The organism is Desertihabitans aurantiacus (assembly GCF_003344635.1).
GTDB lineage: Bacteria > Actinomycetota > Actinomycetes > Propionibacteriales > Propionibacteriaceae > Desertihabitans > Desertihabitans aurantiacus.
In genome coordinates, this window is sequence record NZ_QPKK01000108.1 from 1 (window position 1) to 12145 (window position 12145).

Sequence of the window (12145 nt, forward strand, 5' to 3'; positions counted from 1 at the left end):
CGCCGGCTGAGCCCCGCCCCGGACCGGGCCCGCCCGTGCGCCGCGCCGCTGCCGGCGGCCCCGCGCCGTCGCCGCCGTCCAGCGTGGGGACCGGGCCGTAGCCCCCTCCCGTCCCGCGCGCTCTGCTGTCGTGCTCGTCGTGCCTCATCGACCACACCTGGCAGCGGCTCAACGTGTGCGCCCGCGACAGCTGCCGGTGGGCGTTCGACGACGCCTCGCGCAACCAGGTCCGGCGCTGGTGCTCGATGGCCGGCTGCGGCAACCACATCAAGATGCAGCGCCGCCGCGGCGACGCGACGGGGTCGCAGGTCGGTTGACCCGGGCCGGGCGTGCTGGGGACGTCGGGCGGACCTGGCGCGGCCGGGGTGTCAGGTGGGCGAGGCGGTTCTCGGCGCGATCCGGTGGGTGGCGAGGAAGCGGTAGCGGCCGGCGGCGTCGGGGTCGAGGAACGACACCGTGCCGGTGGGCCGGCCGTCGTCGTCGAGCACCGCGCACAGACCCGCCTCGAGCGGCCGGAGCTCGCGGCGGGTGGTCCGGTCGGCCACCCCGGCGGCCTCGGCGATGGCGAGCCGCTCGTGCCGCGGCTCGTCGGTGAGCCAGAGCCGGCCGTCCTCGCGGGTGACGGTGACAACGGACTGACGGGTGGCGTAGCGGCCGGTGCAGCCGTCCACGTGGGCGTCGGTCGGCGGAGTGCGGGACGGCGTCGGCTGGTCCGGCAGCGGTCCGACGAGCTCCTCGTGGAGTGACCCGAGCAGGTCCTCGAGGAGCGCCTGCCCGGCGTCGGCGTTGGTCAGCCCCGCCACCGCCACCCCGGCCTCCGGGACGACCCGCAGGACGCTGGCCACGCCGGGCATCCCCCCACCGTGCTCGGCCACACCGGGCGCGACCAGGTACCAGCCGAGACCCTGCAGGGTGGTCGGCGGGGCGAGGCCGGGCCGCTGCGCGAGCTGGGGCTCGAGCATCGCGGCCGCCGACGCCTCCGACAGCAGCCGGGTGCCGTCGGCGGCCCGGCCCCGGGTGAGGAACAACCGGCCCACGGCGAGCAGCCCGCGGGCCGACAGCGCCAGCTGGTTGCCCGCCGCCGGGTTGGACGGTGGTAGCAGGGCCCACTCCCGGGTCGGGCGCAGCGGCTCCTCCGGGGTCGGGCGGATGTGCCCGGTGGCGGTGCGGGAGGCGACGGCCTGGTTGGCGGAGAAGGCGATCTCCTCGACGCCGAGCGGGTCGGTGAGGTGGCGGCGCAGGGCGTGCTCGTAGTCGAGGTCGCGGTGCACCTCGACCAGGCGGCCGAGGGTGCCGAAGCCGGCGTTGCAGTAGGAGAACCGGGTGCCCGGCTCGCTGTGCTGGGCCGCGGTCGGCACCAGGTCGCGGACGAACCGGTCGAGGGCGTCCGGGCCGGCGGTGGTGGGCGCCCAGAGGTCGCCCTCGAAGCCGCCGGTGTGGGTGAGCAGGTGCCGCACGGTGATCCGGGTGCTGGCGCCGGGGTCGGCCGTGCGGAACTCGGGCAGGTGGCGCTGCACCGGGTCGTCGAGCCCGACCAGTCCCTCGTCGACCAGCTGCAGGACCAGCGTCGCGGTGAGCACCTTGGTGATCGACTGGATCTGGAAGAGCGCATCGGTCGCCACCGGCACCTGCGTGCGGGTGCTGACCACCCCGGAGGTGGCGAGCACCGTCCGGTCCCCGACGGCGACCGCCACCGAGGCGCCCGGGACGTCGGCCGCGGTGCGGGCGCGCTCCAGTGCGTCGTCGAGCCGGCGCTGCAGGCCGTCGGCGTCGGTCCGGGGGGTCATGCCGGACCGATGTCGGCCAGCGCCGACTCGAAGGCCGCCAGCGCCTGACTGCCCCGGAGCACGAAGGTCACCGTGGTGACATCGGTGCTCGCCGCGGCGACGGTGCCGACCGCGACCCGGGCGGCGTCGTCCATCGGCCAGCCGTAGATGCCGGCGCTGATCGCGGGGAAGGCCACCGTCTGGGCGCCGAGCTGGTCAGCCACCCGCAGCGACTCGCGGTAGCAGGAGGCCAGCTGGTCGCTGTGGTCGATCGTCCTCGCCCACACCGGCCCGACGGTGTGGATGACCCAGCGCGCCGGCAGGTCGCCGGCGGTGGTGGCGACCGCCTGCCCGGTCGGCAGCCCGTCGGGCAGCGTCGTCTCGCGCAGCCGCCGGCACTCGGCGAGGATGCTCGGTCCGCCGGCCCGGTGGATGGCGCCGTCCACGCCACCGCCGCCCAGCAGGGAGGAGTTGGCGGCGTTGACCACCGCGTCCGCCCGGAACTGGGTGATGTCGCCCTCGACCAGCTCGATCTCGGTCATGCCCTGACGCTACCGACGCCGCCGGATCCCCCTCGTGCCGCCCCGGCAGCACGCGGGCCACCGGGATCTCGCTCCACCGTCACCCGCCCACCCGACGTGCGTCCAGGCAGCACGCGGGCACGCGACCGTCCGCATCCCCACCCTGGAGCAGGATCCCGGTCAGACCGGCGGCACCCCGTGCCGGCGCTCGGTGAAGCGGCGCTCGCGGGTGGCGGCCGCGGCGAACCGGGCGACCAGCTCGGTGCGCAGGTCGGCCGGCTCGACCACGGCGTCGATGACGAGGTCTGCCGCCAGCCGCAGGACGTCGATGTCGGCCTCGTAGGCGGCTCGCAGGTCGGCGACCAGCGCCGTCCGCTCCGTCTCGTCGGTCAGCGCGTTGATCCGGTTGGCGTAGACCGCGTTCACCGCCGCCTCGGGACCCATCACCGCTATCCGGGCGGTCGGCAGGGCCAGACAGGCGTCGGGGTCGAAGCCCGGCCCGCACATGGCGTACAGCCCGGCGCCGTAGGCCTTGCGGACGACCACCGAGATCTTCGGCACGGTCGCCTCGGCCACCGCGGTGACCATCTTCGCGCCGTGCCGGATGATCCCCTGCCGCTCCACCGCCGAGCCGATCATGAAGCCCGGCACGTCGGCGAGGAACAGCAGCGGGATGTTGAAGGCGTCGCAGAGCCAGATGAAGCGGGCCGCCTTGTCGGCGGAGTCGACGAACAGCACCCCGCCCTTGACCGCCGGCTGGTTGGCCACCACCCCGACCGGGTGCCCGTCGAGCAGCCCGAGCCCGACCACCAGCTCGGGAGCGAACAGCGGTTTCACCTCGAAGAAGGAGTCGGCGTCGAGGACCCCGTCGACGACGGTGCGGATGTCGTAGCCCCGCGACTCCTCCACCGGCACCGTGTCGTCGGTGAGCCGGCGGGACGGTGGCACCGGCTCCTGCACCGGCGGCTCCTCCCGCCAGCAGCGGGGGAAGTAGGAAAACCACTCCCGCGCCTGGGCGATCGCGTCGGCGTCGTCCACGGCCAGCTGGTCGCCGCAGCCCGACACCTCCGCGTGCATCCGCGCCCCACCCATCTCGGCCAGGCTGACCCGCTCCCCCACCACCATCTCGGCCATCCGGGGCGAGCCGAGGTACATCGAGGCGTTCTGCTCGACCATGATGACGACGTCGCAGAAGGACGGGATGTAGGCCCCGCCTGCCGCGGACGGCCCGAACAGGCAGCACACCTGCGGGACGCGCCCGGACAGCGCGACCTGGTTGCGGAAGATCCGGCCCGCGCCGCGGCGTCCGGGGAAGATGTCGACCTGCTCGGTGATCCGGGCGCCAGCGGAGTCGATCAGCCAGAACACCGGCAGCTCGTCGCGCAGCGCCACCTCGGTGACCCGCACCATCTTCTCCGCGGTGCGTGCACCCCAGGAGCCGGCCTTCACCGAGGGGTCGTTGGCCACCACCAGCACCGCACGCCCGTCCACCAGCCCGCGGCCGGTGACCACCCCGTCGGCGGGGTAGCCCGGCTCCAGCGCGTGCGCCAGCCGGCCGTCCTCGACGAAGCTGCCCTCGTCCAGCAGCAGGTCGACCCGCTCCCGGGCGGACAGCTTGTGCTGGGCGGCCAGCTTCGCCGCCGCCTGCTCGGTCGGCACCCGGGCGGCTTCGTCGGCCGCCCGCACCCGCTCACGCGCTGAGTCATCTCCTGGAACGGGTCGGTCGCTGCTTCTCATCGCTGCAGCAGCCCCAGGCCGCGGGCCAGCACCATCCGTTGCACCTCCGAGGTCCCCTCCCCGATCTCCAGCACCTTGGCGTCGCGGTAGAGGCGGGCCACCGGGTACTCCTCCATGAAGCCGTAGCCGCCGAACACCTGGGTGGCGACCCGGGTGGCGGCGACCGCCCACTCCGTCACCTGCAGCTTCGCGACCGCGGCGGCCCGGGCGTAGGCGCCGGCCGGGACATGCTCGCCCCGCGCGGCGGCGTCCTTCATCGCGGCGGCGGAGTAGACCAGCAGGTGCGCGGCCCGGCACCAGGCGTCGAGGTCAGCGACCTGGAAGGCGATCCCCTGCCGGCTGCCGATCGGTGCTCCGAAGCTGGTCCGCTCGCGGGCGTAGCCGGCGGCCAGGTCGCGGCAAGCCCGCAGGCAGCCCAGCGCGAGTGCGGCGATCGCGACCCGGCCGTCGTCGAGGACGGCGAGGAACTGGGCGAACCCGCGGCCCCGCTCGCCCAGCAGGTTCGCCGCCGGCACGGACACGTCGACCAGGGTCACCGGGTGGGTGTCGCTGGCGTGCCAGCCGAGCTTGGCGTAGGCGGGCTCGACGGTCAGCCCCGGGGTGCCGGCGGGCACCAGGATGGTCGACACCTCCGGACGCCCGTCGTCGCGGACGCCGGTGCGCGCGGTCACGGTGACCAACCGGGTCAGCTCGTGCCCGGAGTTGGTGATGAACTGCTTGCTCCCGTTGAGCACCCACCGCCCGTCGACGAGGTCGGCCCGGGTGCGGGTGGCGGCGGCGTCGGAGCCGGCCTCGGGCTCGGTCAGGCCGAAGGCGGCCAGGGCCCGTCCGGTCATCAGCCCGGGCAGCCAGCGCTCCTGCTGCTCGCGGGTGCCGAAGGTGGCGACCGGGTTGATCCCGAGCCCCACCGCCGCCTCGACGGTGATGCCCAGGGACTGGTCGTGGCGTCCCAGCTCCTCGATCGCGATGCACAGGCCGGTGAAGTCGCCGATCCCGCCGAACTCCTCCGGCCCGCCCAGGGCGAACACGCCGAGGTCGCCGAGCGCGGTGAGCACCGCGGCGGGGATGCGGTGCTCGGCGTCCCAGCGGGCGGCGTGCGGGCCGACCTCCCGCGCGGCGAAGTCGGCCACCACCCGGCGCAGCTCGCGGTGGTCGTCGGTCATCCAGTCGAGCTCGTCCACGTCGCTCCGATCGTCGTCGATCGCGCCCGGCCGGTGGGCCGGACCTGGTGCCGGTCGCGGCTGCCGGCAGGGATGGCGCCGGACCGCGACGTGGCGCAGGTCACGCTAGCCGACCTCCGCCGTCGGGTGGGCGGAGGCCGGTCGGGCGGCTCAGAACGTCCAGGAGCGCTTGGACATGCCGTACCAGAACCCGTCGACCGCGGTCCGGCCGGCCGGAGTCCCGGTGCTGCTGGCCGCGCCCATCGCGACGAACAGCGGGGCCAGGTGCTCGGTGGTCGGGTGGGCCAGGCCGGGGGCGGGCGCCCGGTGGGCGAAGTCGAGCAGCGTGTCGACGTCGCCACCCTCGACGGCCTGGCGGGCCCAGTCGTCGAACTCCGCCGACACCGAGGGCGGCGGGGCGGAGGCGGGCTGACGGGGGTCGACCCAGGAGAGGTTGTGGGTGGTGAACCCCGACCCGACGACCAGCGTCCCCTGGTCGCGCAGCGGCGCCAGCGCCCGCCCCAGCTCGAACAGCGCAGCGGGGTCGAGGGTGGGCATCGACAGCTGCTGCACGGGGATGTCGGCGGCGGGGAACATCTCCTTGAGCGGGACGTACGCGCCGTGGTCGAGCCCGCGCTCCTGGTCCACGCGGACGTCGACGCCGCCCAGCAGCGCCGACACCTCCGCGGCCAGCCCGGGTGCGGTGGGCGCGTCGTAGCGCACCTCGTAGTAGCGCCGCGGGAAGCCCCAGAAGTCGTAGGTGAGCTCGGCCCCGCGGGTGGAGGACATCGTCAGCGGCGCCTGCTCCCAGTGCGCGGAGACGATGAGCACCTGCCGCGGCCGGGGCAGCTCGCGCGACCAGGCGGCGAGCTCGGCGGTCCAGCGGCTGTCGTCGGCGAGCGGCGGCGCGCCGTGGCTGAGGTAGAGGACCGGCATGGGACTGGTGGTCATGCGCCCAGCGTACGCCGTTAGTTGAATCCTCAACTAGTGCTGCTGGTCAACCGGGGAGCCCCACCCCTTAGACTGCCGGTCGCCCCGCACGGAGTCGGTGCGGGTGAACCGAGGTGAGGAGTCCCAGGTGCCGATCAGCAAGGTGCTCGTCGCGAACCGCGGCGAGATCGCGGTGCGGATCATCCGGGCGGCTGCGGACGCCGGGCTGCGCAGCGTGGCCGTCTACGCCGACGCCGACGCCGACGCCCTGTTCGTGCGGCTGGCCGACGAGGCCTACGCCCTCGACGGCAGCACGCCGGCCGAGTCCTACCTCGACATCGCCAAGCTGCTCTCGGTCGCCGAGCGCTCCGGCGCCGACGCCGTCCACCCGGGCTACGGGTTCCTGGCCGAGAACGCCGGGTTCGCCTCGGCCGTGATCGAGGCCGGGCTGGTCTGGATCGGTCCCCCGCCGGCGGCCATCGACGCCCTCGGGGACAAGGTCAAAGCCCGCCACATCGCCGAGAAGGTCGGCGCCCCGCTGGTGCCCGGCACCCCCGACCCGGTCGCCGACGCCGATGAGGTGCTCGCCTTCGTCGACACCCACGGCCTGCCGATCGCCATCAAGGCGGCCTACGGCGGCGGCGGACGCGGGCTCAAGGTGGCCCGCGAGCGCTCCGAGGTCGCCGACCTGTTCGACTCCGCGGTGCGCGAGGCCGTCACCGCGTTCGGCCGCGGCGAGTGCTTCGTCGAGCGCTACCTGGACCAGCCGCGCCACGTCGAGACCCAGTGCCTGGCCGACGCCCACGGCAACGTGGTCGTCGTCTCCACCCGGGACTGCTCGCTGCAGCGGCGGCACCAGAAGCTGGTCGAGGAGGCCCCGGCGCCGTTCCTCAGCGAGGAGCAGGTCGAGCGGCTCTACACCTCGTCCAAGGCGATCCTGCGCGAGGCGGGCTACGTGGGTGCGGGCACCTGCGAGTTCCTCGTCGGCACCGACGGCACCATCTCCTTCCTCGAGGTCAACACCCGGCTGCAGGTCGAGCACCCGGTCTCGGAGGAGGTCACCGGGCTGGACCTGGTGCGCGAGCAGTTCCGGATCGCCGACGGCGAGGCGCTCGGCTACGACGACCCGGTGGCCCGCGGGCACTCCATCGAGTTCCGGCTCAACGCCGAGGACGCCGGCCGCGGGTTCATGCCGGCGCCGGGGACGCTGACCGAGTGGCTGCCGCCGTCGGGTCCGGGCGTCCGGGTGGACGAGGGCTACCGCACCGGGATGACGGTGCCGGGCAGCTTCGACTCGCTGGTGGCCAAGGTGGTCGTCACCGGTCGCGACCGCGAGCAGGCGCTGGCCCGGTCGCGACGCGCGCTGGCCGAGATGCGGCTGGAGGGCATGCCGAGCGTGCTGCCGTTCCACCGCGCCGTCCTCGAGGACCCGGCCTTCACCGCCGCCGAGGGCGTCTTCGCCGTGCACACCCGCTGGATCGAGACCGAGTTCGCCAACACCATCGAGCCCTGGTCGGGCACGGCGGGCGAGCAGCCGGAGGCGCCGGAGACGACCACCGTGGTCATCGAGGTCAACGGCAAGCGGGTCGAGGTCAAGGTGCCGGCCACGCTCGGCGCCGCGGCGGCCCCCGCCCGTCAGGCCAAGCCCGCACGCCGCGCCCGGACCGCCTCCTCCACCCAGGCCGCCCCGACCGAGGCGCTGACCGCCCCGATGCAGGGCACCATCGTCAAGGTGGCGGTGGCCGACGGCGACACCGTGGCCGAGGGTGACACCGTGGTGGTGCTGGAGGCGATGAAGATGGAGCAGCCGCTGCTGGCCCACCGGCCCGGCGTGGTGCACGGGTTGAGCGCGGAGCTGGGGGCGACGGTGACCAACGGCTCGGTGATCTGCGAGATCCGCGACGCGGGCTGAGCCCTGCGGTCGCCGAGTCGACGACTGCGACTGATGATCTGCTGAGAATCGCCGGGTCCGTGACCTGCCGCTTGGGTCGTCGGGGAGGATGGAGCGCATGGAATACCTGGTCCTGATGCTCGTCTTCGGCGTGCTGATCGGTGGAGGGCTCTTCGCCGCCCGCCACTCGGCACGTCAGAAGGAGCGCGCCGAGCAGGCCGAGCTGGAGAACCAGCTGTCGGTCTCCAAGCGCGCCGCCGAGGAGGACGTGACCAAGTTCGGCGAGGAGCTGCAGCGTCTCGACTCCGACGTCGCCGGTCACGCGCTCGACGAGCCGATGCAGCAGGACTACTCCCGCGCCCTGGACGCCTACGACGACTCCAAGACGTCCCTGGACGCGGTGACCAGGCCCGACGAGATCCGCCACGTCACCGAGATCCTCGAGGACGGGCGCTACGCGATCGCCTGCGTGAAGGCCCGGCTGGCCGGTGAGCCGTTGCCGCAGAAGCGTCCGCCGTGCTTCTTCAACCCCGCCCACGGCCCGTCCTCGCAGAACGTGGAGTGGGCCCCCGCCGGTGGCACCGCCCGTGAGGTGCCGGCCTGCCCGGCCGACGCCGAGCGCGTGCTGGCCGGCGCCGACCCCTACATCCGCACCGTCCAGCGCGGAGCCCAGCGGGTGCCCTACTGGGAGGGCGGCCCGGCCTACGCGCCGTGGGCCCAGGGCTACTACAGCTCCTGGCGCGGCAGCGACCTGCTGTCGGGTGTGCTGATCGGCTCGCTGCTGTTCGGCGGCGCCGGCAACATCTTCGGCGGCATCGGCGCCGGGATGGCCGGGATGGGCGAGGGCATGGGCGAGATGTTCGAGGGCGTCGGCGAGGGCTTCGAGGGCATCGGCGACGGCATCGGCGAGATGTTCGGCGACCTCTTCGACTGATCTCCCGCCCCAGGTCCCCCCGGGGGCTCTCTGGTCCCGAGCTCGTTCGGCGTTCACGGCGACCGGCTCCTTCCCACTCCGGCCAGCGCCGGCTCTTCGAGCGTCGTCGCGGGCGAGCCCTGCAGCTGGAAGCCGGTCGCTGCCGTGCGTGGTGGGGTCTGGCCGAGCCGGATCAGTGGTCCGGCCGTCGACGCCCCCGGGGCAGGTCGTGGTGGTTGCCGTCGACGACTGAGGACCCGGTGGTGCACCAGCGGCCGTCGAGCGGGGTCGATCCAGCGGGGCGGCACCCACTCCGGCACCCCGCCGCGCACCCGGCAGGACCAGCCGCGCTCGAGGAAGTGGCGGTGGTGGTAGCCGCAGAGCAGCGTGAGGTTGTCCAGGTCGGTCGCCCCGCCGTCGACCCAGGCGATCACGTGGTGGCGCTCGCACCACTGCGGTGCGCGGTCGCAGCCGGGGAAGGAGCAGCCGCCGTCGCGGGCGATGAGGGCCATCGTCTGGCCCGGGCTGGCGATCCGGCGGGAGCGGCCGAGCTCGAGCACGGCGCCGGAGGCGGTCAGCACCGCCGGTAGCACGTCGGCCTGACCGGCCAGCCGGAGCAGCTCGCGGGTGGAGATGGTGCCGCCGCCGGCCAGCTCGGCCACACCGGTGCCGGCGAGCAGCTTCTCGTGGTCGATGGTGGCGATCACCGTCGCCGGCACCCCGCCGGACGCGGGCAGCGTGTCGGCACGCAGCAGCAGGTCGCAGCACTCCTCGAGAGCGTCGTGCATCCGCTGCGGGTGGCTGCGCTCGTCGGGAAGCGGTTCGTCGTCCGCTGCGCCCGTTCGCCGGCTGCGGTCCGTCGCGAGCGGTCGCAGCACGGTCAACAGCTTGGCCCCCGCTGTGGCCGTCAACCTCAGCTCGCCCCGCCACGAGCCGTCCTGTGCCTGCCGCAGGTGGAGCAGCCGACGGTCGTGCACCAGCTCGTCGGGCGGGACGGTGCCGTCGGGGTCGATCGCCTCGACCGTCCTGGCCGCCAGGCGGCGCAGGTCCTGCGGGGCGAAGGTGGCGGCGAACCCGCTGAGCAGCTCCTCCGCCGCCGCCACGTCAGCGGCCGCGAACCCTCGGCCGTCCACCGACCCGACAGCCTGCAGCACGACCTCCACCTGCTCGGGCGAGACCTCGCCGCCGCTCTGGGCCGCCGCCAGCACCGGACGCACCGGCGGCTGGGCCTCACCCAGGAGGGTCGTCCGCGGGGCCAGCACCTCCGCCGCCCGGGCCCGGCGGGCCGCCTCGGCCGGCGACAGGCGGAGCAGACCCGCGAGGAAGCGCCGGGTCGTCCCCCGGCACAGCCGCTGGGGCAGCTCCCGCCGGTCGACCTCGGCCAGCACCGGGTGGTCGAGCACCGGAAGCCGGTTGCGCACCCGCTCGACACGCCTCAGCGCGTCCAGCAGCGCCTCGTCGTCGCTCGCCCCGACACCCTGCGCCACTGCCCGCTCGACCACGTCGAGCGCACGCTCCAGCGCTCCCAGGGCCTCGGCCATCGTCCCCGGGACGGCGCCATGGAGCGGCTGCGTCGCCATGGCACCATCTTATTCGCTCTTTTGTTCGAATCCAAGACCTCCGGGCCATCTCGCTATCGCGGCCTCATGCTCCATCTCTGGCTCGCTGGGCGTGCGCGCTCCACCGCGAGCCGGAGATCCACCGCAGCCACCCAGGCGCGGTCGCCGGGCAGCACAGACGTGGGCTCCGCGCAGCGTTCGCTGCGTCGTGGGCCGCGGCCGGTCGCGGTGCCGTCCGGCGCGCTGCGGCCGAACCCGGTGGTGGCCTGACGCGGCGTGCGATCAGCGTGGCGGCGCACGTCACTGCCGGGTCAGCGGACGTGGCGGGCGGGGCTGGCCAGGGGGCCGGAAGGCTCAGCCGGTCGTGATCCGCTCGGGGCGGCTGTAGACGTTGCAGGAGCGCCCGCGCGAGAAGCCGACCACCGTCACCCCGGACTCCTCGGCGTGCTCGACGGCCAGCGACGAGGGCGCGGAGACGGCCGCGACGAGCGGGATGCCCGCCAGGTGCGCCTTCTGCACCAGCTCGAACGACACCCGGCCCGAGAGCTGCAACGCGCACCCGTTGAGCGGCAGCATCCCCTCCCGCAGCGCCCAGCCGATGATCTTGTCCACCGCGTTGTGCCGGCCGACGTCCTCGCGCACGCAGAGCAGCTCCGACGACCCGTCCGACCCGATCCGGAACAGCCCGGCCGCGTGCACCCCGCCGGTGCGGTCGAACATCTGCTGGGCCTCCCGCAGCCGGTCGGTCCAGCCGAGCACCTCCGCCAGCGGCGCGCTGACCGGGTCGGCGGCGACATCGAAGCGGGACAGCTTGGTGACGGCCTCCATCGACGCCGTCCCGCAGGCCCCGCACGAGCTCGAGGTGTACACCGCCCGCTCGGTCGAGGCCGGACGCCGCACACCGGGCGCCAGCCGGGCGTCCAGGTGGTTGAAGCTGCGGCTGCCGTCGGGGTCCACGCCGCCGCGGTAGCTCATCGTCGCCACCTCGGCGGCGTCCACCACGATCCCCTCGGCGTGCAGCAGCCCGAGCACGAGGTCGAAGTCGTGGCCCGGGGTGCGCATGGTGACCACCCACGGCTCCCCCGACAGCGCGATCTCCAGCGGCTGCTCGCCGGCCAGGGTGTCCGGGCCGGAGCGGTCCGTGCCGTCCAGGCCCAGCCGCCGGACCCGCCGTCTCGTCGTCGCCCGCACCATCCGTCCATCCTGCCAAACACGCCACCCGGAGCCCGAGGACGGTGGGCTGCCCCTCCCGGCGGGTAGGACTGGGCCGACGGTTCGTGCTCAGGAAGAGAGGTTGGCCCGTGCCCGGTGACCCCGTGGTGTCGGACGAGAAACTGGCGCACGCCCTCGGCGTCTACTGCGGGATGGTCGACCAGGTCCTGCGCGACCCCTCGCGGTGGCTGGGTCTGGACGAGGAACCGCCGCCCACCGCCCGGTTCCCGGCCCGGGTGCTGGACGCCCTGCGCGACCGCGCCCTCGGAGACGTCACCCCGGCCTCACCGCGGTGGTCCGACCTGCCGGTCGACCGACGGGTCGGCTGGTGGGTGACCCGGATCGGCGTCAGCGCCGGATTGGCGGCCGCCGCGCCCCGGGTGGCCGGGGCGCTGGCCGACCGGGTGCCGCTGCAGGCCGCGCTCGGAGCCGCCGCGGCCGGCCTGGCGGTCTGCG

Annotated in this window: 10 protein-coding genes and 1 pseudogene; 4 read left to right on the forward strand and 7 right to left on the reverse strand. The window is 74.6% G+C overall.

The annotated features are described in order from the left end of the window. Window positions 1-173 precede the first annotated feature (173 nt). Window positions 174-317, forward strand: a complete 144-nt coding sequence (locus DVA66_RS10405) for a CGNR zinc finger domain-containing protein (protein WP_198671650.1) — start codon at window positions 174-176, stop codon at window positions 315-317. Between the two features lie 51 nt (window positions 318-368). On the opposite strand, the gene DVA66_RS10410 is transcribed toward DVA66_RS10405, so the two are convergent. The 5 genes from DVA66_RS10410 to DVA66_RS10430 all read right to left on the reverse strand — a co-directional run bounded on the left by DVA66_RS10410 (window position 369) and on the right by DVA66_RS10430 (window position 6135). Further along, window positions 369-1787, reverse strand: coding sequence for a serine hydrolase domain-containing protein (locus DVA66_RS10410; RefSeq protein WP_114560030.1), 1419 nt, complete (start codon window positions 1785-1787; stop codon window positions 369-371). After that, window positions 1784-2308, reverse strand: a complete 525-nt coding sequence (locus DVA66_RS10415) for an O-acetyl-ADP-ribose deacetylase (RefSeq protein WP_114560031.1) — start codon at window positions 2306-2308, stop codon at window positions 1784-1786. The genes DVA66_RS10410 and DVA66_RS10415 overlap by 4 nt, the downstream gene beginning before the upstream one ends. A gap of 159 nt (window positions 2309-2467) precedes the next feature. Continuing rightward, a complete protein-coding gene (locus tag DVA66_RS10420) occupies window positions 2468-3973 on the reverse strand; it encodes an acyl-CoA carboxylase subunit beta (RefSeq protein WP_232821885.1) in 1506 nt (501 codons plus the stop codon). A gap of 47 nt (window positions 3974-4020) precedes the next feature. Further along, on the reverse strand, window positions 4021-5205 hold the full coding sequence (locus DVA66_RS10425) for an acyl-CoA dehydrogenase family protein (protein ID WP_332872865.1): 1185 nt from the start codon (window positions 5203-5205) through the stop codon (window positions 4021-4023). Between the two features lie 150 nt (window positions 5206-5355). Further along, window positions 5356-6135 (reverse strand): dioxygenase family protein, encoded by a 780-nt coding sequence (locus DVA66_RS10430; RefSeq protein WP_232821886.1) that lies wholly within the window; start codon window positions 6133-6135, stop codon window positions 5356-5358. 127 nt (window positions 6136-6262) lie between these two features. On the opposite strand from DVA66_RS10430, the gene DVA66_RS10435 reads away from it, so the two are divergent. Together DVA66_RS10435 and DVA66_RS10440 are read left to right on the forward strand one after the other, a co-directional pair. Continuing rightward, window positions 6263-8026, forward strand: a complete 1764-nt coding sequence (locus DVA66_RS10435; RefSeq protein WP_198671651.1) for an acetyl/propionyl/methylcrotonyl-CoA carboxylase subunit alpha — start codon at window positions 6263-6265, stop codon at window positions 8024-8026. Between the two features lie 97 nt (window positions 8027-8123). Continuing rightward, window positions 8124-8939, forward strand: coding sequence for a hypothetical protein (locus tag DVA66_RS10440; protein WP_114560033.1), 816 nt, complete (start codon window positions 8124-8126; stop codon window positions 8937-8939). 53 nt (window positions 8940-8992) lie between these two features. Here DVA66_RS10440 and DVA66_RS10445 read toward each other — a convergent pair whose 3' ends face one another. Both DVA66_RS10445 and fdhD read right to left on the reverse strand, forming a co-directional pair. Beyond that, on the reverse strand, window positions 8993-10498 hold the full coding sequence (locus DVA66_RS10445) for an HNH endonuclease signature motif containing protein (RefSeq protein ID WP_114560034.1): 1506 nt from the start codon (window positions 10496-10498) through the stop codon (window positions 8993-8995). 333 nt (window positions 10499-10831) lie between these two features. Continuing rightward, window positions 10832-11671: a formate dehydrogenase accessory sulfurtransferase FdhD gene (fdhD, locus tag DVA66_RS10450; RefSeq protein WP_114560035.1), complete on the reverse strand. Its 840-nt coding sequence runs from the start codon at window positions 11669-11671 to the stop codon at window positions 10832-10834. A 107-nt stretch (window positions 11672-11778) separates the two neighbouring features. Here fdhD and DVA66_RS10455 point away from each other — a divergent pair. Continuing rightward, window positions 11779-12145 (forward strand): annotated as a pseudogene (locus DVA66_RS10455) (hypothetical protein); the annotation flags it as partial.

Bases quoted from the DNA above. Each gene is read 5' to 3' on its own strand.
- DVA66_RS10410 (WP_114560030.1), bottom strand. From the start codon at position 1,787: ATGACCCCCCGGACCGACGCCGACGGCCTGCAGCGCCGGCTCGACGAC.
- DVA66_RS10430 (WP_232821886.1), bottom strand. From the start codon at position 6,135: ATGACCACCAGTCCCATGCCGGTCCTCTACCTCAGCCACGGCGCGCCG.
- DVA66_RS10445 (WP_114560034.1), bottom strand. From the start codon at position 10,498: ATGGCGACGCAGCCGCTCCATGGCGCCGTCCCGGGGACGATGGCCGAG.
- DVA66_RS10440 (WP_114560033.1), top strand. From the start codon at position 8,124: ATGGAATACCTGGTCCTGATGCTCGTCTTCGGCGTGCTGATCGGTGGA.
- fdhD (WP_114560035.1), bottom strand. From the start codon at position 11,671: ATGGTGCGGGCGACGACGAGACGGCGGGTCCGGCGGCTGGGCCTGGAC.
- DVA66_RS10415 (WP_114560031.1), bottom strand. From the start codon at position 2,308: ATGACCGAGATCGAGCTGGTCGAGGGCGACATCACCCAGTTCCGGGCG.